Below are 20,111 nucleotides of genomic sequence, written 5' to 3'. Positions count from 1 at the left end.
GCATCACTGCTGGTCACCCTCGGTGCGCAGTCTGAATCGCTGGAGCTTGCCGGTCGCGGTGCGGGGGAGCGCGTCCAGGAAGACGATCTCGCGCGGGCATTTGTACGGCGCCAGCTCCGACTTCACGAACGCGCGCAGTGCTTCCGCATCCCGTTCGGCGCCCTCCTTGACGACCGCGTACGCCACCACGACCTGCCCGCGTGCCTCGTCGGAACGCCCCACCACCGCGGCCTCCACCACGTCCGGATGCCTGAGCAGCGCGTCCTCGACCTCGGGGCCCGCGATGTTGTACCCGGCCGAGATGATCATGTCGTCCGCGCGGGCGACGTACCGGAAGTAGCCGTCGGCCTCGCGGACGTAGGTGTCGCCGGTGATGTTCCAGCCGAAGCGCACGTACTCGGCCTGCCGCGGATCGGCGAGATACCGGCACCCGACCGGCCCGCGCACGGCGAGCAGCCCCGGTTCCCCGTCGGGCCGGTCCCGTCCCTCCTCGTCGACCACGCGCGCGTGCCATCCGGGTACGGGCACCCCGGTGGTCCCCGGCCGGATCTGCTCGTCGGCGGCGGAGATGAAGATGTGCAGCAGCTCGGTCGCGCCGATGCCGTTGATGATCCGCAGCCCGGTCCGCTCCTGCCAGGCCCGCCAGGTGGCGGCGGGCAGGTTCTCGCCGGCGGAGACACAGCGGCGCAGCGCGGAGATGTCGTACCCGTCCAGCTCGTCGAGCATCGCGCGGTACGCGGTCGGCGCGGTGAACAGCACGGACACCCGGTGCTCGGCGAGGGCGGGCAACAGCTGCCTGGGACCGGCCTGTTCGAGGAGGAGCGCGCTCGCGCCCGCCCGCATCGGGAAGACGACGAGCCCGCCGAGCCCGAAGGTGAAGCCGAGCGGGGGACTGCCGGCGAAGACGTCGTCCGCGTGCGGCCGCAGCACGTGCCGGGCGAAGGTGTCGGCTATGGCGAGGACGTCCCGGTGGAAGTGCATGCACCCCTTGGGGCGCCCGGTGGTGCCGGAGGTGAAGGCGATCAGCGCCACGTCGTCGGCGGAGGTCCGCACGGCCGGGTACGGGGTGTCCGGCGCCGTCCGGTTCAGCAGGTCGTCCGGGGCGTCGCCGCCGTACGTCGTGATCCGCAGCCCCGGTATCTCGGCCTTGGCGAGGTCGTCCACGGCCCGGATGTCGCACAGGGCGTGCCCGATCTCCGCGATCTCGCACATCGTGGCCAGCTCGTGCGGCCGCTGCTGGGCCAGTACGGTCACGGCGACCGCCCCCGCCTTCAGCACGGCCAGCCAGCAGGCGGCCAGCCACGGGGTGGTCGGGCCGCGCAGCAGGACGCGATGGCCGGGTACGACGCCCAGCTCGCCGGTGAGGAGATGCGCGAGGCGGTCCACGCGGGCGCGCAGGGTGCCGTACGTCCAGGAGTCGCCGGACGGGGTGTGGAACACGGGCCGGTCGTCGGGCGGGCCGGTCAGCAGCTCGTCGGCACAGTTCAGCCGATCGGGGTACCGCAGTTCCGGCAGATCGAAGACGAGTTCGGGCCACTGGTCCGGGGGCGGGAGATGGTCGCGCGCGAAGGTGTCGACGTGGGCCGAGGGATTCAGGCGCGGGTTCATGCTGGTTCGCCCCCTTGCCTTGTGGGCGTCGTGGGTGGGCTCGCGCAACGAGCGTATCGTCTTGGTGACGACAGTCAATGGGACGCGATATCGTCGACGAAGGGCCCAGGGGAACGCCGCACGGGCCAGCGGAGAGAGAGGACCGGCAATGCCCGCATTCTCGCTCGATCCGGCACAAACCGCCTGGTGTGCGGAGCTGCGCGCGCTGGCCGCGGACCGGCTGCGCCCGCTCGCGGAGAAGGGCGAGCCCGGGCAGGTGAACCGCCCACTGATCGCCGAACTCGGCCAACTCGGTCTGCTGGAGCGGCTGTTCAGCTCCGGCGCCCTCGACCTCTGTCTGATGCGGGAGTCCCTGGCCTACGCCTGCACCGAGGCGGAGACGGCCCTCGCGCTCCAGGGGCTGGGCGCCCACCCGGTGCACGCCCACGGCACCCCTGCCCAGCGGGACCGCTGGCTGCCCCGGGTGAGCGAGGGCAGCGCGGTGGCGGCGTTCGCGCTGAGCGAGCCGGGGGCGGGATCGGACGCGGCCGCCCTGTCCCTGACCGCCGGTCCCGACGGCCCCGGCCGCTGGCGGCTGACCGGCGAGAAGTGCTGGATCTCCAACGCCCCGGAGGCCGACTTCTACACCGTCTTCGCGCGGACGGGCGGCGATGCGGGCGCCCGCGGTGTGACCGCCTTCCTCGTCCCCGCCGACCGCCCCGGCCTCACCGGCACCGCCCTCGACATGCTCTCCCCGCATCCCATCGGCACCCTCGCCTTCGACGCCGTACCCGTCACCGCCGACGACGTGCTCGGCGAGGTGGACCGCGGCTTCCGGGTCGCGATGGGCACGCTGAACCTCTTCCGGCCCAGCGTCGGCGCCTTCGCGGTGGGCATGGCCCAGGCGGCGCTCGACGCCACCCTCGCCCACACCGCCCAACGGGACGCGTTCGGCGGCAAGTTGAAGGACCTCCAGTCGGTCGCCCACGAGGTCGCCGAGCTGGCCCTGCGCACGGACGCGGCCCGCCTCATGGTCCACGCGGCGGCGACGGCGTACGACGAAGGCGCCCCGGACGTCCCCAAGCGCGCCGCGATGGCGAAGCTGCTCGCCACCGAGACCGCGCAGTACGTCGTCGACAAGGCCGTCCAGCTGCACGGCGCACGGGCGTTGGAGCGCGGGCATCTGCTGGAGCACCTGTACCGGGAGGTGCGGGCGCCACGGATCTACGAGGGGGCGAGCGAGGTGCAACGCGGGATCATCGCGAAGGAGTTGTACGCCGAGCGGGAGGGTGGCCGATGAGCACCGAGCGCGTCAACCCGCCCGAACTGTCCCCGCCGACGGGGTTCTCGCACGCGGTGGTGGCGACGGGGTCGCGGGTGGTGTTCCTGGCCGGTCAGACGGCGCTGGACACCGACGGGAAGGTGGTGGGGGAGACGCTGCCCGAGCAGTTCGAGCGGGCCCTCGGGAATCTGCTGACCGCGCTGAGGGCGGCGGGCGGGACTCCGGCGGACCTGGCACGGGTCACGGTGTACGCCACGGATGTCGCCGAGTACCGGGCTCGCGCTGCGGAACTGGGCCGTATCTGGCGGGACTTGGCGGGTCGGGACTATCCGGCGATGGCGGTGGTGGGGGTGGTGAGGCTCTGGGACGAACAGGCGTTGCTGGAGCTGGACGGCTTCGCCGTACTGCCCTAGCGGCTCAGGCCGCCATGGCCAACTGCACACGATGAGGCGCGACAACCCGCCCGTCCGCCAGCAGCTCCCCGCTGTCGTCGAACACGATCGAGCCGTCGCACAGCAGGCTCCACCCCTGCTCGGGGTGGGCGGACACGACGTGCGAGCCGTTGGCTTCGGAGGCAGGGCACGAAGGCTGGTGTGAACACATGGCGCACCTCCACATCGGGTGGACGGTCCGTCCGGCTTCTCCGTACGGGGCGTCCGTATGGATAGACCATGCTCCCGTCGCGAACTCATCGGAACGGCCCGGCGCCAACCGTGACAACACGCGGACAACACCCGGACCGATCCCGGAAGACCGCTGCGGACTCGCCACCGAAGGAGTGACGATCACGCCCGTCGAGGCGCCCGACCGGTACCAGTGGAGGCCCCTGCTCGTACTCCACTGACCTGGGAGATCCCCGTGCTCGTACGCCCCGCCCTCGCCGCCGCCACCCTGCTCCTCCTGGCCGCCGCGCCCGTCGCCGTCGCCGACTCCTACGAGACCGTGACCGTCGACCCGACCGGCACCATCGCCGAGGACGGCACCGTCACGCTGTCCGGCACCTACCGCTGTCTCGGCAACACGGGCCCGGCGTTCGTGAGTTCCTCCGTCGGGCAGAAGTCCCCGTCCGTCCGCCACGGCATCGGCGGCACCCGTGCCGTGTGCGACGGCGCCGAGCACCGCTGGGAGAACACCGGCAAGGTCGACACCGGCGCCCTGGAGCCCGGCGCTGCGCGCGTCGAGGCCACGGTGATGGAACTGCACCCGCAGGGCGGGCTTCCGCTGCCCCGGTTCCACGCGGCGCAGCAGCAGGACGTCACGTTGACGACCGAGGGCTGACCCACTCCCGCGTCATGGGCCGCCGCCGGCTCCGGACCCTGCTGCCGCAGCGCGGGTCCCCGCGTCAGGAGCCGGCCGGCTCGCCGTCGAGTGTCGCGAGTCCCGCGCGCAGGAAGGCGATCGCCCTGTCGATGTTCGCCTCCTGGGCGTGATGGCACACCTCGCTGACGACCGCCGCCGCCGCTGCCGCCGCCATCCGGGGCCCGAAGTCGTCCGGCGCGTCGCCGCGTTCCTCGGCGAGGATGCGGGCGCCCTCCTGGATGACCTCCGTGAGGCGGACGTTGGTGACGGCCCTGAGCTGCGGGTTGAGGTCGAGCATGCGGTCGTGGAGGTCGTCCAGATCGTCCGCTTCGGCGATGTCCGCGCGCAGCCACGCCTCCAGCGCGTCCAGGGTCGTCCACCCCTCCTTCCGCTCCCGCAACGCCGTGGCCAACCGGTCCGCCATCGCGTCGAAGTGGGACGTCGCCAGCTCCAGCTTCGACGGGAAGTAGAGCGTGACGGTACGCGGCGACACCTCCGCCGCCGCCGCGATGTCGGCGATCGTCGTCGCCTCGAAGCCGTGGTCGGCGAACAGCTCGTACGCCGCCCGGAGGATCGCTTCCCTGCGCCGCGCCTTGGACCGTTCGCGCAGACCCTCGCTCATCATGCCCGGCACTTTACCATCGACGGCGATTTTACAGTCGACTGTAAAAATGCCGTACGGTGTAACGGAAGCGGTGTGAAGCGAGCGAGGGGAAGAACGAACATGGCGTCACGCCTGTACAACTGGGCGCGCTGGGCGATACGCCGACGCGGCCGGGTCGCCGCGGTCTGGCTGCTGCTGCTCGCCGTCGTCGGCGGCCTCGGGATCACCCTGCACGGCAAGGTGACGACCGAGTTCTCGGTGCCGGGCATCGAGTCGCAGCAGGCGCAGGACGTGCTGAAGGAGAAGTTCCCCCAGGCGGCGGGCGGCGTCGCGCGGGTCGTCTTCGCGGCGCCCGAGGGCCAGAAGCTGACCGCTCCGAAGACCTCGGCGGCCCTGGAGGCGAGTCTGAAGAAGGCCGCGCGGGTCTCCGGTGTCGTGGACGTCGCCGACCCGTTCAAGAGCCGGACCGTCTCGGCCGACCAGCGGATCGGCTACGCGGACGTCCGCTTCGGCCAGCAGGCCAGCGATGTGTCGCAGGAGGCCAAGGACGCCCTCTCGGACGCGATGGCGCAGGCCCGCGACGCCGGTCTGGAGGTGGAGTTCGGCGGCTCCGCGATGGAGCCCAAGACCGAGGTCGGCGGACCGGCCGAGATCGTCGGCGTGGTCGTCGCCTTCGCCGTCCTCGCCCTGGCCCTCGGCTCCCTGGTCGCGGCCGGACTGCCGCTGCTCACTGCGCTGGTCGGGGTGGCGATCGGCGTCCTGGGCGTCGAGTTCATGACCCGGTACGTCGAGATGACGTCCACCGCCACCGTCCTCGCCCTGATGATCGGACTCGCCGTCGGCATCGACTACGCCCTGTTCATCATCTCCCGCCACCGCGAGCAACTCGCCGACCCCGACCAGGACGTCGAGGACTCCATCGCGCGCGCCGTGGCCACCGCCGGCGGCGCGGTCGTCTTCGCCGGCGCGACCGTCATCATCGCGCTCGCCGCGCTCGCGGTCACCGGCATCCCGTTCCTGACGGTGATGGGCCTGGCGGCCGCGGCCACCGTCGCGCTCGCGGTGTTGGTCGCCGTCAGCCTCGTACCCGCCGCCCTCGGATTCCTCGGCGAGCGGCTGCGGCCCCGAGCACGGCGGACCGAGGGTCGCGAACGTGCGCCCGGCGCCTGGGGGCTGGCCTGGGGACGGGCGGTCACCCGCAAACCGCTGCTCGTCCTGCTCGCCGGGGTGATCGGCCTCCTCGCGCTCGCCGCGCCCGCCCGCGATCTGCGGCTCGGGCTGCCGAGCAACGCCTCACAGCCCGTCGACAGCACCCAGCACAAGAGCTACGACCTGCTGACGGACGGCTTCGGGCCCGGCTTCAACGCCACCTTGACGGCCGTCGTTGACCTCGACGGGGTCCCGGCGACCGACCGTACGGCGACCGTGACCGAGCTGCGGACGGCCCTCGCGGGCGACCGGGGTGTGGCGGTCGCCGCCGCGCCCGTCACCAACGGCGACTCCACCCTCGCCGTCATCGCCGTGGTCCCGAAGACCGGGCCCGACGCGCAGGCCACCACCGACCTGGTGCACCGGCTGCGGGAGAACGCGAGCACCGTCCAGAAGGCGGGCGGCACCCTCTACATCGCCGGCCAGACGGCCGCCGCGATCGACGTGGCGGGCAAACTGTCCGACGCGCTGCCGCTGTTCATCGCCATCATCGTGATCCTCGCGCTGATCCTGCTGACCATCGCCTTCCGCTCCCTGCTGGTCCCGGTGAAGGCGGCCCTCGGCTTCCTGCTGTCGGTCGCCGCGTCCCTGGGCGCCACGGTCTGGGTCTTCCAGGACGGCCACCTGAACGGTGTCCTCGACATCCCCTCCGCGGGACCCGTCACCAGCTTCCTGCCGGTGCTCCTCATCGGCGTCCTGTTCGGACTGGCCATGGACTACGAGGTGTTCCTCGTCAGCCGGATGCGCGAGCACTACGAGCACGCAGGCGACGCCGCCGAGGCCGTGACCCAGGGCATGGCACGCAGCGGGCGGGTCGTCAGCGCCGCCGCGCTCATCATGGTCGCGGTCTTCGGGGGGTTCGTCTTCAACCACGACCCGATCATCAAGTCCATCGGTTTTGCCCTGGCCTTCGGGGTGTTCGTCGACGCGTTCGTGGTCCGCATGACCCTCGTGCCGGCGGCCATGGCGCTGCTCGGTCGCCGTGCCTGGGGACTGCCGGGCTGGCTGGACCGCGTGACGCCGGACGTTGACATCGAGGGGGCGAAGCTGCCGGGGCGTGCGGCGGCCGAGGAGGAAGAGGTGGAGCGGGACAAGGCCGCCTCCGTGCGCTGACGTTCTCGCGGGGGCGTCCCGCGGCCACGGGACGCGCGCGGGCCGCGTGCCGGAATGGGGCGCCCCCTCCCACCCTGGAGGAGCTGGCGCGCGCCTCCGGTGTCGTACGGCGCACCCTGTTCGGGCACTTGCCTGGGCGGGCGGCGCTGCTGGAGGCGCTGGCCGAAGAGGCGGCCGAGGTGCTGGAGGTCGCGGTGGCGGCCGGGGTGAAACCGGAGGTGTCGGCGGTGTCGGCGGTGTCGGCCGAACGGGCGCTGGCGCGCTTCTCGTTGGCGATCTGGCCGGTGGGCGACCGCTATCGGATGCTGCTCGCGCTCGCCCAGCGCGACCTGGGCACGGAACGCGTCGCCGAGATCCTTCGACCCGCGCGCGTCGAGGTCACGGCGGCGGAGGGGCGGGCCGGTGAGGTGGTGCGTGAGGTGAGGCTCGCGGGGGCGAGAGCGGACGTGGGTGCGGGGGAGACAGTCGGCGTCGGTTGAGGGCGCGGGCGAGAACGTCGGCGCCGTTGAGGGCGCGGGGGAGGCCGTCGGCTGAAGTCCGTTGCCGTAGCGCGCTGTTCGCCGCTTCGAACCTCGTACGCCCTTCCCCGTGACGTCAGTTGGGCTCGGGCAGCGGGCGTCGGGCGACCTCCTGGGCGTCGTCCGGTGGGACGCCCAGCATGCGCAGGACCATCTCCGCGAGGTTGACGGCCGCTTCGTCGCCGTCGAGGTCGGGACGCGCGAAGCGCAGCTCCACCAGGGACAGCAGGGTGCCGCCCAGCGCCGACAGGGCGACCGCGGGGTCGCGGACGGTGAAGCGGCCCGAGTCCATGCCGGCCTGGAGATCGCGCAGGGCGCGCCGGGCCAGTCCGTTGTCCGAGTGGATGTGGGCGAGGCCGCGGCGGCGCAGGATCTGCATCAGCTCCGGGTGCGAGTCGGCCATCCGGGCGCTGAGCCGGAAACCGGCCGCGACGAGTTCCGCCGAGTCGTCGATGCCGGTCAGCTGGTCGTCGAAGGCCTGGCCGAACTCCTCCATGGCGTCCACCACCGCCGCCTCGAACAACTCCGTCTTCGACTCGAAGTGGTTGTAGAAGGAGCCGAAACCGACGTCGGCGCGCTCGGCGATCGCCTGGATGCTGGCGCCCGTGTCCCCGGTCTCGGCGAGAATCTGCCGGGCCGCGCGGACCAGCGCCCCACGGGTCTCGGCGCGACGCCGCTCGAAGCGGTTGCTGGGCGGGGCTGACGTAGGCATGCGCAGAGTCTAACGAGCCGCCGATGACGGTCCCAGTCCTGATGGATCCGTCATCTCCCTCCCTGGCCACCCTCCTGCCGCGCCGCCCACAGACCGCGGACGTGACCGAGGTGGCGGGTCATGACCTCGTGCACCGCCTTCTCGTCGCGGGCGATCAGCGCGTCGAGGAGTTCGAGGTGCTCCTCGGCGGAGGCCAGCAGACGGCCGGCCTCGACGAGGGCGGTCAGCCCGTACAGGCGGGAGCGGGCGCGCAGGTCGCGGACCACCTCGACGAGGTGGGCGTTGCCCGCGAGGGCGAGCAGACCGAGGTGGAAGCGGGTGTCGGCCTCGACGTAGGCGACGAGGTCACCGGCCGCGGCGGCCTGCACGATCTCGCGGGCCGCCGGACGCAGCGCCTCCAGCTGGACCGGGGCGGCGGTCCCGGCCAGGCCCACCACGGTCGGGATCTCGATGAGCCGCCGGACGTGCGTGTACTCGTCGAGCTGCTGGTCGGAGACCTCGCTGACCCGGAACCCCTTGTTGGGGACGGTGTCGACCAGGCCCTCCTTGACCAGGTCCAGCATGGCCTCGCGCACCGGGGTCGCCGAGACGCCGAAGCGGGCGGCGAGGGCCGGCGCGGAGTACACCGCGCCGGGCAGCAGCTCACCGGCGATCAGCGCGGCCCGCAGCGCGTCGGCGACCCGCTCGCGGTAGCTGCTCTTCTTGCCGCCGAGCGTGGGCAGGGCGGGCGTCGCGGGAGCGGCGGATGCGGCGGGCGAGGCCGTGGACGGGCTGCTGGGCTGGGTGGCGGCCATGTTCTGGGATCTCCTCGTACGGGCGTCACGCACCACGCAGGTGCAATGTCACGCACCACCAGTATCTACGCGGCACACCGCGGGGCCGACCCCGCGGTCTAGAGCACGAATCCGGCCGGGAACGGGTCGGACGGGTCGAGCAGGTACTGCGCGGTGCCGGTGATCCAGGCACGGCCGGTGAAGCTGGGCAGGACGGCCGGGCGTCCGGCGACCTCGGTGGTGCCGAGGAGGCGGCCGGTGAACCGGGTGCCGATGAAGGACTCGTTCACGAACTCGGTGTGCAGGGGGAGTTCGCCGCGCGCGTGCAGTTGTGCCATGCGGGCACTGGTGCCGGTGCCGCAGGGCGAGCGGTCGAACCAGCCGGGGTGGATGGCCATGGCGTGCCGGGAGTGCCGGGCGGTGGCGCCGGGAGCGATCAGATGGACGTGGTGACAGCCGCGGATGGACGGGTCCTCAGGGTGAACGGGCTCGTCCTCGACGTTGATCGCCGCCATGAGCGACAGTCCGGCGGCCAGGATGTCGTCCTTGCGGGCACGGTCGAAGGGCAGCCCGAACTGCTCCAGCGGCAGGATGGCGTAGAAGTTGCCGCCGTACGCCATGTCGTACGTCACCGTCCGCCCGTCGGCGAGCGTGATCTTGCGGTCGAGGGCCACGGAGTACGACGGCACGTTCCGCAGCGTGACCGCCTTCGTGGCGCCGTCCGCGACCTCGACCTCGGCGACGACGAGGCCCGCCGGGGTGTCGAGCCGGATGGTGGTGACGGGCTCGACGACCTCGACCATGCCGGTCTCCACGAGCACGGTCGCCACGCCGATCGTGCCGTGCCCGCACATCGGGAGGTACCCCGAGACTTCGATGTAGACGACGCCCCAGTCGCAGTCGGGGCGGGTCGGCGGCTGGAGGATCGCGCCGCTCATCGCGGAGTGCCCGCGCGGCTCGTTCATCAGCAACTGCTTGATGTCGTCGCGGTGTTCACGGAAGTACAGCCGCCGCTCGTTCATCGTGGCGCCGGGGATCGTGCCGATGCCGCCGGTGATGACCCGGGTGGGCATGCCCTCGGTGTGCGAGTCGACGGCGTGCAGGACGAGTTTGCTGCGCATGGTGCGGTCTCCTTCGCGAGCTACGGGGTTACGCGAGTCCGGCGGCGACGGCCTTCTCCGTGGCGGCCCGCACGACGGCCTCCTGCTCGGGCAGCAGCGGCACCCGCGGCGGCCGGCAGGCGCCGCCGTGCCGGCCGACGACGTCCATGGACAGCTTGATGGCCTGCACGAACTCGACCTTGGAGTCCCAGCGCAGCAGCGGGTGCAACTGCTCGTAGAGCTTCTTGGCGGTGGCGAGGTCCCCGGCGACAGCCGCCCGGTACAGCTCGACGCTCGCGCGCGGCAGCGCGTTCGGGTAGCCGGCCACCCAGCCCACCGCCCCGGCGACCGCCAGCTCCAGCAGGACGTCGTCGGCGCCGATCAACAGGTCCAGCTCCGGGGCGAGTTCGGCGAGCTGGTAGGCACGCCGGACATCGCCGGAGAACTCCTTCACGGCGTGGATGTGGCCCTCGCCGTGCAGCTTCGCCAGCAGTTCGGGCACGAGGTCGACCTTGGTGTCGATCGGGTTGTTGTACGCCACCACCGGCACGCCCGCCTTCGCGACCTCGGCGTAGTGCGCCAGCACCGAACGCTCGTCGGCGCGGTACGCGTTGGGCGGCAGCAGCATGACCGCGGCGCACCCGGCGTCCCGCGCCTGCTCGGCCCAGCGGCGGGACTCGGCGGAGCCGTAGGCGGCGACCCCCGGCATCACCCGCTCGCCGCCGATCGCGGCCACGGCCGTCTCGACGACCTTGGCGCGCTCCTCGGGGGTGAGCACCTGGTACTCGCCGAGCGAGCCGTTCGGCACGACCCCGTCGCAGCCGTTCTCGACCAGCCAGGCGCAGTGCTCGGCGTACCTGTCGTAGTCGACGGAGAGGTCGTCGCCCAGCGGGAGCGCGGTGGCGACGAGGACGCCGCGCCAGGGGCGGGTCTGCGGGGTGGTGGTCATCGAGAGCCTCCTTGGATGGTGTGTGACATGGCATTGCGTCGTATGGCTAGCCCTCGGCCTCCGGGGCGGGTGTCTCCCCGGCCCGGGCCAGCACGCCCAGCGGCACCGGGCGGGCGAACGGCCGGCGCGCGGCGGTCTCGGGGCAGCCGATGAGCCCGGCGACCGCGGAACCGCACATCCGTCCCTGGCACCAGCCCATCCCGGCCCGCGTCAGCAGCTTCACCGTCCGCTGGTCCCCGGCGCCCAGCCCGGTCACGGCCTCGCGGATCGCACCGCCGGTCACCTCCTCGCAGCGGCACACCACCGTGTCGTCGGTGATCTGCTCGGCCCAGTGCGCGGGCGGTGCGTAGATCTCGTCGAGCGTGGCGAAGAACCTCCGGAGCCCCGTACGGGCCCGCGCCGCCCCCGCCCAGCCGTGCGGTTCCGGCTCAACTCCCCTCAGGCGCGCGGCGATCGACCGTCCGGCGATGTGCCCCTCGGCGAGCGAGAGAGCCGCGCCGCCGATCCCGGTGGCCTCGCCCGCCGCCCACACGCCCGGCACATCGGTGCGCTGCTCGTCGTCCACGTGCACCGCGACCCCGTCGATCCGGCAGCCCAGCCCCTGGGCGAGATCAGTGTGCGGCAGCATGCCGTGGCCCACGGCCAGGGTGTCGCAGGCGATACGGCGCCCGGTGCCGGGCCGGACGTGACCGGCGCCGTCGAGCGCGGCGACGGTCACGGCCTCCAGCCGGTCGGTGCCGTGCGCCTCGACCACGATGTGGTGGATCAGGGTGCGCACCCGGTGCCGCGCCAACTGCGCCGCGTACCGGGCGCCTTCGGCGAGCTTGGCGGGCTGGGCGGACAGCGCGCGTGACCGTCGTACGAAGTCCCGGGGATCGGCGGACTCCACCAGCGCCGCCACCCGGACGCCCGCCGCCGCGAGGCCGGTGGCGACGGGAAGGAGCAGTGGCCCGGTCCCGGCGACGACGGCGGTGCGGCCGCTCACGGAGAGGGTGGCCTTGAGCATGGCCTGCGCGCCGCCCGCGGTGACGACACCGGGGAGGGTCCAGCCGGGGAAGGGCAGCACCTTCTCGTAGCCACCGGTGGCCAGCAGGACGGCGTCCGCGCGCACCTCGGCCGGCTCGGTCTGCTCCGGCCCGAGCAGCGCGTGCACGGTGAAGCCGCCGGAGTGCTGCTCGACGAGCCAGACGTGATGGTCGGTCAAGTGTGTGACAGTGCCCTGCTGTTGATGTGTCCGCAGCCCGTCCCGCAGTCGCTCCCATGTCCGCCACTCGTGGTGCAGGGCCTCGGGGCGCCGTGCGCCGAGTTCGCGGGCGGGCTGCCGGTAGAACTGGCCGCCCGCCTCGGGCGCCGAGTCGACGAGGGTGACGCGTACGCCGTGCCGGGCGGCGGCCAGCGTCGCGGCCAACCCCGCGGGACCGGCGCCGATCACCGCCAGATGCGGCCGTTCAGCCGTCATGACCTGTCCCCTCCTGCGTGCGGATCGCGTCGCCCGGCCTCAGCGGAACGAGACAAGCCCTTTGAATGGGGCGGTCGTTGACGGTGACCAGGCAGTCGTAGCAGACGCCGATGCCGCAGAAGACGCCGCGCGGACGGCCCTCGCCGCGGGTGCTCCGCCAGGAGGTGATCCCGGCCGTCCAGAGCGCGGCGGCGACGGTCTGGCCGGGCAGCGCCTCGATCTCGCGCCCGTCGAGGGTGACGGTGAACGCGGGCCCGGGACGGGCCTGGGCCAGCTCCAAGGGGTTCACGCGTCCTCCTCGGCGGGGGCGAAGCGGTCGGGACGGAACGGCGCCAGATCCAGCTCTGGAACCTTGCCGCTCAGCACCTGGGCGATCAACTGCCCGGTACCGGTGGCGAGTCCGATGCCGGCGCCCTCGTGCCCACAGGCGTGGACGAGGCCGGGGACCCGTGGATCGGGGCCGATCGCGGGAAGGTGGTCGGGCATGTACGGGCGGAAGCCGAGGTACGTGCGCATCGCCCGGACGTCCTCCAGGAACGGGAACAGCCGGGTCGCGCCCGCCGCCAACGCCCGTACGGCGGGCAGCGAGAAGGAGCGGTCGAAGCCGACCCGCTCCCGGCTCGCGCCGATCAGGACCGGTCCGGCGGCCGTGCCCTCCACCACCGGCGACGTTTGCAGCGCCGCCGAGTCGCTGGCCACGTCGGCCACGTAGTCGGCGGCGTACACCTTGTGCCGGACCCGGCGCGGGAGCGGCTCGGTGACCAGGACGAAGCCGCGCCGGGGGAGGACGGGCAGGCGTGCCCCGGCGAGCGCGGCGATTTCACCGCCCCAGGTGCCGGCCGCGTTCACGACCGTCGGCGCGTGGATCTCACCCCGGTCGGTGCGCACCCCGCGTACGGCACCGTCGGCGCCGCGCGGTACGTCGATCACGTTCCAGCCGGTCAACAGGCGTGCGCCTGAAGCCCGTAGAAGATGCGCGGCGGCCAGGGTCGGCATCACCTGGGCGTCCTGCGGGTAGAGCACGCCACCCGCAGTGTCCGGCGTCAAGTACGGTTCCAGTTCACGGAGTTGGCCCGGACCGACGCTCACCGCCTCGACCCCGGCGGCCCGTTGCCCGGCGGCGAAGTCCGCCAGGGCGGTGAGCCCCTCGGGCGTGGAGGCGACGACGATGCCGCCCTTGGGCTCGTACTCGAATGCGGCCCCCAGCCCCGGCTCGGCGGCCAGCTCGGCCCACAACCGCCCCGACAGCAGGGCGAGTTCGAGCTCGGGCCCCGGCTCCTTGTCGGAGACCAGCAGATTGCCCTCACCCGCACCGGTCGTGCCCCCGGCCACCGGGCCGCGGTCCACCACGGTGACGTCCAGGCCGGCACGAGAGGCGTACAGGGCACAGGCCGCGCCCGCCATCCCGGCTCCGACTACGACGACGTCGCAGGTCAGTCGCTTGGTCACGCCAGTACTATGTCACATGCCGCAGTATCGAGGAACAGCCCCGCATCAGGCCGCGGCGAACAACACGCGACCGACGTCGGACGTCGACGTCGTACCCAGGTACGACGTCCACCCCCGTGGACCAGCCCGCGGGGGGACGGATCGGCGCCGCCTCGTTCCTAACGTTGCTGATGAGGCGCTCGACGGGCGTCCGTGGCCGAGGAGAGGCACGCTGATGATCGAGGCGCAGGCACTGACCAAGAGGTACGGGGAGAAGACCGCGGTCGACGGGCTGGACTTCACCGTGAAGCCGGGCACCGTGACCGGTTTCCTCGGCCCCAACGGCGCGGGGAAGTCCACCACGATGCGCATGATCGTCGGACTGGACGCCCCGACGAGCGGCTCCGTGACGGTGAACGGCCGGCGCTACGCCCAGCACCGCGCCCCGCTCCAGGAGGTCGGCGCGTTGCTGGAGGCGAAGTCGATCCACCCGGGCCGCTCGGCCTTCCACCACCTCAACGCGCTCGCGCTGACGCACGGCATCCCGCGCAGCCGCGTCGACGAGGTCATCGACCTCGCCGGTCTCGGCAGCGTGGCGAGGAAGCGCGCCGGCGCCTTCTCCCTGGGTATGGGCCAGCGGCTGGGCATTGCGGCGGCTCTGCTGGGCGATCCGCAGATCGTGATGCTGGACGAGCCGGTCAACGGCCTCGACCCCGAGGGCGTGCTCTGGATCCGCAACCTGCTGACGGGGCTCGCGCAGGAGGGGCGGACGGTGTTCGTCTCCTCGCATCTGATGAGCGAGATGGCGCTGGTGGCGGACCACCTGATCATCGTGGGGCGTGGCCGGTTGCTGGCCGACACGACCGTGCGGGACCTGGTCCGCGAAGCGGGCGGCGACACGGTCAAGGTGGCCACCGAGGAACCGGCCCGGCTGCGGGACGTCCTCGCCGGGCCGGGCGTCGACATCACCGGCCAGGTCGGCTCCGAAGAACTGCACGTCACCGGGCTGACCACCCGCGAGATCGGGCGGAAGGCGGCGGAGCACGGCATCCCGCTGTTCGGACTGAGCGCGCGGACGGTGTCCCTGGAGGACGCGTTCATGGAACTGACCAGGGACGCGGTGGAGTACCACGGCACCACGACCGCTGACATCACCCTCGGGAGCGCGGCATGAGCACCCTCACCACGACCGTCGCCTCCCGCCCCGCCTACAAGGTGACCGGATGGCGCGTGCTGCGCTCGGAGTGGGCCAAACTCTGGTCCCTGCGGTCGACCTGGATCACGCTGACCCTCGGTCTGCTGTTCCTGCTGGTGTTCGGGCTGCTCATTTCCTGGCAGTTCAACGCCGGAAACCTGGACGGCGACTTCGCGACCTCCAAGGCCGTGGACCTGTCCCTGTTCGGGGTGCCCTTCGCCCAACTGGCCCTCGGTGTCCTCGGCGTCCTCGTCATGGCGGGCGAGTACTCGACCGGGATGATCCGCTCCACACTCGCGGCGGTGCCGCGCCGGCTGCCGGTGCTGTGGTCCAAGGCGGGGCTGTACGGGCTGGTGGCGACGCTGGTCGGCACGGCCGGCGCGCTCGTGGCCTTCCTCGTCGGCAACCAGTTCGTCTCCGGCACCTCGGCGGCCCAGAGCCTGTCGGACGCGGGTGTCGCGAGGAGCCTGCTGGGGGCGGGGCTCTACCTCGGCCTGATCGGCGTGATCAGTGTCGGACTGGGCGCCCTGCTGCGGTCGGTGGCGGGCGGCATCTCGGTGCTCGTCGGCGTGTTCCTCCTGGCCCCCGGGCTGACCTCGCTCCTGCCCAGCTCCTGGCAGGACAACATCAGCCCCTACCTGCCGAGCAACGCCGGAGAGTCGATGTACGCCCTGACCCACGACTCCTCCACACTGTCCCCCGGGGCAGGCCTGGCCGTCTTCCTCGGCTGGACCGTCCTGACGCTGGCGGGCGCGGCCTACCGGCTCCGGCGCAACGACGTCTGACCAGGACCGCAGAGGGTGAAGTCCGTGAGCATCGACGACACCGGCGGCATGGGGCCGCTGGTCGCCCGGCTGAACCGCGGCGGCCAGCGGTTGCGGCAGGCCGACCGGGCCCGTCCCTGGGTGCTGGACGTCACGCTGGTCGTGCTCGTCGTCGCGATGTTCTGCCTGCCGGACCTGCTGCCCGAGGGTGGCCAGGACGACCACGACGGCCCGCGCAAGCTGATCCTCGCGCTCACCCAACTGCCCCTGGCGGCGACGCTGGCCCTCCAGGCCGGTCTGGTGCTGCCCCTGCTGTGGCGACGGCGGAAACCGCTGATGACCTTCGGCGCCATCGCGGCCGTGTTCGTCCTCCAGTGGTCCCTGGGCGCCGGGCTGCGCGCGGACATCGCCCTCTTCATCGCCCTGTACAGCCTGGCCCTGCACGGCGGACTTCGGCAGCTGCCGTGGGCGGGCGCGGTCATGGCGGGCGCGATGGTGCTGGCCGCGTTGCGCGTGTCGTCGTCCGTGTCCGTGTGGGACGCGCTGTTCTTCCTGTTCAGCACGGCGACCGCGGCGCTCGCCCTCGGGCTGGTGATCAGGTTCCGCCGGGCCCAGCTCGCCGGGCTGCGGGAGCGGGCGGCCCGGCTGGAGGTCGAGCGCGACCAGCGCAGCAGACTGGCCACCGCCACCGAACGCGCCCGGGTGGCCCGCGAGATGCACGACATCGTCGGCCACAACCTGGCCGTCATCGTCAGCCTCGCCGACGCGGGCGCGTACGCCTCCGACACAGCACCGGAACGCGGCAAGGAGGCCCTGAACCTGATCGGCGACACCGGCCGCCAGGCCCTCGGCGAGCTGCGCCGGGTGCTCGGCGTGCTGCGCGAGGCGGCGGACACCCCGCCCGCCGGACCACCGCTCAGCCCGCAGCCCGGTATCAGGGACGTCGAGATGCTGTGCGCGGGCGTCCGCGCCGCCGGTCCACGGGTCGTCTACCGGACCGCCGGCGACATCGACGCCCTCGACACAGGGGTGCAGTTGACGGCGTACCGCATCGTCCAGGAAGCCCTCACCAACACCCTCAAGCACGCCGGTGCCGACGCCCAGGTGACGCTGTCGATCGCCGTCGAGAAAAGCCACCTGGAGATCCGGGTCCAGGACACCGGCTCGCCGGGCGGTCCGCCGGCACCGCGCAACGAGGAAGGACACGGCCTGGTGGGCATGCGGGAGAGAGCGGCACTCTACGGCGGGATCGTGAGCGCGGGACCCTCGGGAGAGGGAGGCTGGAGCGTGGAGGTCACCCTCGACCTCACGCCGCAGGGAGGTGACCGGTGACCACGGTGCTCATCGTCGACGACCAGCCCCTCCAGCGCTACGCGTTCCGCCTGCTGCTGGAGTCCGTCCCCGAGACCACCGTGCTCGGCGAGGCCGCGCACGGCACGGAAGCCGTCCGCCTGGCGGCGGAACTGCATCCCGACGTCGTCCTCATGGACATCCGCATGCCCGGCATGGACGGCATCGAGGCCACCCGCCGCATCGTCGCCGCCGGCGACCGCTCCCGCATCCTCGTGCTGACCACCTTCGACCTCGACGAGTACGTCCACGCCGCCCTCCGGGCAGGCGCCAGCGGGTTCCTCCTGAAGGACGTACGCCCCGAGGAACTCCTCGCCGGCATCCGGGCCGTCGCCGCCGGCGACGCCGTCATCGCCCCCGCCCTCACCCGCCGCCTTCTCGACGAATACGCGCAGCACGTCCCGCGCCCCGGCGACGTCCCGGCCCAGGAAGCGAGACTGAAGGCCCTCACCGAACGGGAACGCGAGATCCTCGTCGCCGTCGGCAAGGGCTGGACCAACAGCGAGATCTCCGCCCACTTCGTCGTGGCCGAGTCCACCGTCAAGAGCCACGTCCGCAGCATCCTGGCCAAGATCGGCGCCCGCGACCGCATCCAGGCCGTGATCTTCGCGTACGACCTCGGACTCGCCCGCCCCAAGTCCGGTTGACCGGCGCCGTCGTGTGGGGGCGGCGGTAGCAGGCCCAAGCGGACGAGTGTCCGATACCGGTGAGGTCAGATGTCGCGGAAGATCTCGATCTGCGCCCCGATGGTGTTGAGGCGCTCGGCGAGGTCCTCGTACCCGCGGTTGATGACGTACACGTTCCGCAGTACGGACGTGCCCTCCGCCGCCATCATCGCCAGCAGGACGACCACGGCGGGGCGGAGTGCCGGCGGGCACATCATCTCGGCGGCGCGCCAGCGGGTCGGGCCCTCGACCAGCACGCGGTGGGGGTCCAGGAGTTGGAGGCGGCCGCCGAGACGGTTGAGGTCCGTCAGGTAGATCGCCCGGTTGTCGTAGACCCAGTCATGGATCAGCGTCTGGCCCTGCGCGGAGGCCGCGATGGCCGCGAAGAACGGGACGTTGTCGATGTTCAGACCCGGGAACGGCATCGGGTGGATCTTGTCGATCGGCGCTTCGAGCTTGCTCGGGCGGACCGTCAGGTCGACCAGGCGGGTACGGCCGTTGTCGGCGAAGTACTCCGGAGTGCGGTCGTGGTCGAGGCCCATCTCCTCCAGGACCGCGAGCTCGATCTCCAGGAACTCGATGGGCACCCGGCGGACCGTCAGCTCCGACTCCGTGACGACCGCCGCGGCCAGCAGGCTCATCGCCTCGACCGGGTCCTCGGAGGGGGAGTAGTCGACGTCGACGTCGATGGTCGGCATGCCGTGCACGGTGAGGGTGGTGGTGCCGATGCCCTCGACCTTGACGCCGAGCGCCTCCAAGAAGAAGCAGAGGTCCTGGACCATGTAGTTGGAGGACGCGTTGCGGATGACGGTCACGCCGTCGTGGCGCGCGGCGGCCAGCAGCGCGTTCTCGGTCACGGTGTCGCCGCGCTCGGTCAGCACGATCGGGCGGTCGGGGGAGATCGCGCGGTCCACCTGCGCGTGGTAGAGCCCCTCGGTCGCCGCGATGTCGAGCCCGAACCGCCGCAGCGCGATCATGTGCGGCTCGATGGTCCGCGTCCCGAGGTCGCAGCCACCGGCGTACGGCAGTTTGAAGGCGTCCATACGGTGCAGCAGCGGGCCGAGGAACATGATGATCGAGCGGGTGCGGCGGGCCGCGTCCGCGTCGATCGCGGCCATGTCCAGCTCGGCCGGCGGCACGATCTCCAGGTCGACGCCCTCGTTGATCCAGCGGGTGCGCACGCCGATGGAGTTCAGCACCTCCAGCAGGCGGTAGACCTCCTCGATGCGGGCGACCCGACGCAGCACTGTGCGCCCCTTGTTGAGCAGCGAGGCGCACAGCAGTGCCACGCACGCGTTCTTGCTGGTCTTGACGTCGATGGCGCCGGACAGCCGACGGCCGCCGACGACTCGCAGATGCATCGGGCCCGCGTAGCCCAGAGAGACGATCTCGCTCTCCAGGGCTTCACCGATTCGAGCGATCATCTCAAGGCTGATGTTTTGGTTGCCGCGCTCGATGCGGTTGACGGCGCTCTGACTTGTGCCGAGCGCCTCTGCGAGCTGCGACTGTGTCCAGCCACGGTGTTGCCGGGCGTCACGGATGAGCTTGCCGATGCGTACGAGGTAATCGTCTGCCATGAGGTTGAGGCTATCTCAGATATGAGATGGCACATCTCGATGGGGCCATTCGGGTGATGGCCCGTCAATGCCGCTTATGGGTACGGGTGCGATGCCATCCGAAAGGTCCGGGCAAATCGACCGATGTCGTACGACGTCCGGTGCTGCTGTGGGTGTGGCGCGGGCCGCGCTTTCCGCCACCGGTGGTGAGCGACCAGGAGCGCCGGTTGATGTTCAGCCGTACGCCGGGCAGGATGCGGAAACTCTTGCGGAACGTCAGGGGCATGCGTACGCCTCCCTCCGGGGGTCTGGAACGTACCTGTCGGTTACCCCGACTTGGCGTACTGATGGCAGAACTCGACCGGTTCCTCGAAGGTGGCGCCGGGCGCCGCCACGTCAGCCGGGTGACCCACTCCCCGCCGAGATTCGACCCGCGACGATCCGCGACCCGTGCGTGAGCGCGCCGAGGCCGCCCGTCAACTCGATGCCGACGTACGGGATGCCGTCCCTGTGGACTGGGCGTGCAGGGCGGGGCGGAGTCCCGTCGT

20 protein-coding genes and 1 pseudogene are annotated in these 20,111 nt (G+C 72.0%); 9 read left to right on the top strand and 12 right to left on the bottom strand.

All coding sequences use genetic code 11. The features are described 5' to 3' along the window. Positions 1-3 precede the first annotated feature (3 nt). Positions 4-1,608, bottom strand: coding sequence for an AMP-binding protein (locus IQ210_RS21425; RefSeq protein ID WP_228048111.1), 1,605 nt, complete (start codon positions 1,606-1,608; stop codon positions 4-6). Between the two features lie 148 nt (positions 1,609-1,756). Between IQ210_RS21425 and IQ210_RS21420 the strand changes: the two genes are divergently transcribed. Beyond that, a complete protein-coding gene (locus tag IQ210_RS21420) occupies positions 1,757-2,887 on the top strand; it encodes an acyl-CoA dehydrogenase family protein (RefSeq protein WP_194080678.1) in 1,131 nt (376 codons plus the stop codon). Then, a complete protein-coding gene (locus IQ210_RS21415; protein ID WP_194080677.1) occupies positions 2,884-3,282 on the top strand; it encodes a RidA family protein in 399 nt (132 codons plus the stop codon). The genes IQ210_RS21420 and IQ210_RS21415 overlap by 4 nt, the downstream gene beginning before the upstream one ends. 4 nt (positions 3,283-3,286) lie before the next feature. On the opposite strand, the gene IQ210_RS21410 is transcribed toward IQ210_RS21415, so the two are convergent. Continuing rightward, a complete protein-coding gene (locus tag IQ210_RS21410; RefSeq protein ID WP_194080676.1) occupies positions 3,287-3,472 on the bottom strand; it encodes a DUF5999 family protein in 186 nt (61 codons plus the stop codon). A 255-nt stretch (positions 3,473-3,727) separates the two neighbouring features. Between IQ210_RS21410 and IQ210_RS21405 the strand changes: the two genes are divergently transcribed. After that, a complete protein-coding gene (locus IQ210_RS21405; RefSeq protein WP_194080675.1) occupies positions 3,728-4,147 on the top strand; it encodes a DUF6299 family protein in 420 nt (139 codons plus the stop codon). A 64-nt stretch (positions 4,148-4,211) separates the two neighbouring features. Here IQ210_RS21405 and IQ210_RS21400 read toward each other — a convergent pair whose 3' ends face one another. Continuing rightward, the gene (locus IQ210_RS21400; RefSeq protein ID WP_194080674.1) at positions 4,212-4,793 is read right to left on the bottom strand and encodes a TetR/AcrR family transcriptional regulator; all 582 of its coding nucleotides are present in this window, start codon (positions 4,791-4,793) and stop codon (positions 4,212-4,214) included. Positions 4,794-4,892: 99 nt separating this feature from the next. Between IQ210_RS21400 and IQ210_RS21395 the strand changes: the two genes are divergently transcribed. Then, positions 4,893-7,094 (top strand): MMPL family transporter, encoded by a 2,202-nt coding sequence (locus tag IQ210_RS21395; protein ID WP_194080673.1) that lies wholly within the window; start codon positions 4,893-4,895, stop codon positions 7,092-7,094. After that, a pseudogene (locus tag IQ210_RS21390) lies at positions 7,091-7,480 on the top strand (TetR/AcrR family transcriptional regulator); the annotation flags it as partial. The gene IQ210_RS21395 and the pseudogene IQ210_RS21390, both read left to right, overlap by 4 nt. Positions 7,481-7,688: 208 nt before the next feature. Here IQ210_RS21390 and IQ210_RS21385 read toward each other — a convergent pair. The 7 genes from IQ210_RS21385 to IQ210_RS21355 form a co-directional block, all read right to left on the bottom strand. After that, positions 7,689-8,324: a TetR/AcrR family transcriptional regulator gene (locus tag IQ210_RS21385; RefSeq protein ID WP_194080672.1), complete on the bottom strand. Its 636-nt coding sequence runs from the start codon at positions 8,322-8,324 to the stop codon at positions 7,689-7,691. Between the two features lie 50 nt (positions 8,325-8,374). Next, entirely contained in the window at positions 8,375-9,118 is a 744-nt protein-coding gene (locus tag IQ210_RS21380) for a GntR family transcriptional regulator (RefSeq protein WP_194080671.1), read from the bottom strand. A 98-nt stretch (positions 9,119-9,216) separates the two neighbouring features. Further along, positions 9,217-10,218, bottom strand: coding sequence for a proline racemase family protein (locus tag IQ210_RS21375; protein ID WP_194080670.1), 1,002 nt, complete (start codon positions 10,216-10,218; stop codon positions 9,217-9,219). Positions 10,219-10,246: 28 nt separating this feature from the next. After that, on the bottom strand, positions 10,247-11,146 hold the full coding sequence (locus IQ210_RS21370) for a dihydrodipicolinate synthase family protein (RefSeq protein ID WP_194080669.1): 900 nt from the start codon (positions 11,144-11,146) through the stop codon (positions 10,247-10,249). A gap of 46 nt (positions 11,147-11,192) precedes the next feature. Continuing rightward, positions 11,193-12,605 carry an NAD(P)/FAD-dependent oxidoreductase gene (locus tag IQ210_RS21365; RefSeq protein ID WP_194080668.1) on the bottom strand — a complete coding sequence of 471 codons (1,413 nt, stop codon included), beginning with the start codon at positions 12,603-12,605 and terminating at the stop codon, positions 11,193-11,195. Continuing rightward, the gene (locus tag IQ210_RS21360) at positions 12,595-12,894 is read right to left on the bottom strand and encodes a (2Fe-2S)-binding protein (protein WP_194080667.1); all 300 of its coding nucleotides are present in this window, start codon (positions 12,892-12,894) and stop codon (positions 12,595-12,597) included. The genes IQ210_RS21365 and IQ210_RS21360 overlap by 11 nt, the downstream gene beginning before the upstream one ends. Beyond that, positions 12,891-14,054, bottom strand: coding sequence for an NAD(P)/FAD-dependent oxidoreductase (locus tag IQ210_RS21355; protein WP_194080666.1), 1,164 nt, complete (start codon positions 14,052-14,054; stop codon positions 12,891-12,893). Before IQ210_RS21355 ends, IQ210_RS21360 begins: the two co-directional genes overlap by 4 nt. Positions 14,055-14,268: 214 nt before the next feature. On the opposite strand from IQ210_RS21355, the gene IQ210_RS21350 reads away from it, so the two are divergent. The 4 genes from IQ210_RS21350 to IQ210_RS21335 are packed head-to-tail and all read left to right on the top strand — an operon-like array spanning position 14,269 to position 17,989. Then, entirely contained in the window at positions 14,269-15,207 is a 939-nt protein-coding gene (locus IQ210_RS21350; RefSeq protein ID WP_194080665.1) for an ABC transporter ATP-binding protein, read from the top strand. Continuing rightward, positions 15,204-16,013, top strand: coding sequence for an ABC transporter permease (locus IQ210_RS21345; protein ID WP_194080664.1), 810 nt, complete (start codon positions 15,204-15,206; stop codon positions 16,011-16,013). Before IQ210_RS21350 ends, IQ210_RS21345 begins: the two co-directional genes overlap by 4 nt. 15 nt (positions 16,014-16,028) lie before the next feature. Next, positions 16,029-17,324: a sensor histidine kinase gene (locus IQ210_RS21340; RefSeq protein ID WP_322656394.1), complete on the top strand. Its 1,296-nt coding sequence runs from the start codon at positions 16,029-16,031 to the stop codon at positions 17,322-17,324. After that, positions 17,321-17,989 (top strand): response regulator, encoded by a 669-nt coding sequence (locus IQ210_RS21335; protein ID WP_194080663.1) that lies wholly within the window; start codon positions 17,321-17,323, stop codon positions 17,987-17,989. The genes IQ210_RS21340 and IQ210_RS21335 overlap by 4 nt, the downstream gene beginning before the upstream one ends. A gap of 65 nt (positions 17,990-18,054) precedes the next feature. On the opposite strand, the gene IQ210_RS21330 is transcribed toward IQ210_RS21335, so the two are convergent. Beyond that, positions 18,055-19,584 (bottom strand): helix-turn-helix domain-containing protein, encoded by a 1,530-nt coding sequence (locus IQ210_RS21330; protein ID WP_194080662.1) that lies wholly within the window; start codon positions 19,582-19,584, stop codon positions 18,055-18,057. A 64-nt stretch (positions 19,585-19,648) separates the two neighbouring features. Then, positions 19,649-19,849, bottom strand: a complete 201-nt coding sequence (locus tag IQ210_RS21325; protein ID WP_194080661.1) for a DUF4236 domain-containing protein — start codon at positions 19,847-19,849, stop codon at positions 19,649-19,651. Positions 19,850-20,111: the final 262 nt, after the last annotated feature.

Source organism: Streptomyces justiciae (genome assembly GCF_015163075.1).
In the GTDB taxonomy this organism is placed as follows: domain Bacteria; phylum Actinomycetota; class Actinomycetes; order Streptomycetales; family Streptomycetaceae; genus Streptomyces; species Streptomyces justiciae.
This window is presented reverse-complemented; position numbering and strand designations above follow the sequence as displayed.

Excerpts from the sequence above, each read along its gene's own strand:
- IQ210_RS21425 (WP_228048111.1), bottom strand. The coding sequence starts at position 1,608 with ATGAACCCGCGCCTGAATCCCTCGGCCCACGTCGACACCTTCGCGCGC.
- IQ210_RS21420 (WP_194080678.1), top strand. The coding sequence starts at position 1,757 with ATGCCCGCATTCTCGCTCGATCCGGCACAAACCGCCTGGTGTGCGGAG.
- IQ210_RS21415 (WP_194080677.1), top strand. The coding sequence starts at position 2,884 with ATGAGCACCGAGCGCGTCAACCCGCCCGAACTGTCCCCGCCGACGGGG.
- IQ210_RS21410 (WP_194080676.1), bottom strand. The coding sequence starts at position 3,472 with ATGTGTTCACACCAGCCTTCGTGCCCTGCCTCCGAAGCCAACGGCTCG.
- IQ210_RS21400 (WP_194080674.1), bottom strand. The coding sequence starts at position 4,793 with ATGATGAGCGAGGGTCTGCGCGAACGGTCCAAGGCGCGGCGCAGGGAA.
- IQ210_RS21395 (WP_194080673.1), top strand. The coding sequence starts at position 4,893 with ATGGCGTCACGCCTGTACAACTGGGCGCGCTGGGCGATACGCCGACGC.
- IQ210_RS21385 (WP_194080672.1), bottom strand. The coding sequence starts at position 8,324 with ATGCCTACGTCAGCCCCGCCCAGCAACCGCTTCGAGCGGCGTCGCGCC.
- IQ210_RS21380 (WP_194080671.1), bottom strand. The coding sequence starts at position 9,118 with ATGGCCGCCACCCAGCCCAGCAGCCCGTCCACGGCCTCGCCCGCCGCA.
- IQ210_RS21375 (WP_194080670.1), bottom strand. The coding sequence starts at position 10,218 with ATGCGCAGCAAACTCGTCCTGCACGCCGTCGACTCGCACACCGAGGGC.
- IQ210_RS21370 (WP_194080669.1), bottom strand. The coding sequence starts at position 11,146 with ATGACCACCACCCCGCAGACCCGCCCCTGGCGCGGCGTCCTCGTCGCC.
- IQ210_RS21365 (WP_194080668.1), bottom strand. The coding sequence starts at position 12,605 with ATGACGGCTGAACGGCCGCATCTGGCGGTGATCGGCGCCGGTCCCGCG.
- IQ210_RS21350 (WP_194080665.1), top strand. The coding sequence starts at position 14,269 with ATGATCGAGGCGCAGGCACTGACCAAGAGGTACGGGGAGAAGACCGCG.
- IQ210_RS21345 (WP_194080664.1), top strand. The coding sequence starts at position 15,204 with ATGAGCACCCTCACCACGACCGTCGCCTCCCGCCCCGCCTACAAGGTG.
- IQ210_RS21330 (WP_194080662.1), bottom strand. The coding sequence starts at position 19,584 with ATGGCAGACGATTACCTCGTACGCATCGGCAAGCTCATCCGTGACGCC.
- IQ210_RS21325 (WP_194080661.1), bottom strand. The coding sequence starts at position 19,849 with ATGCCCCTGACGTTCCGCAAGAGTTTCCGCATCCTGCCCGGCGTACGG.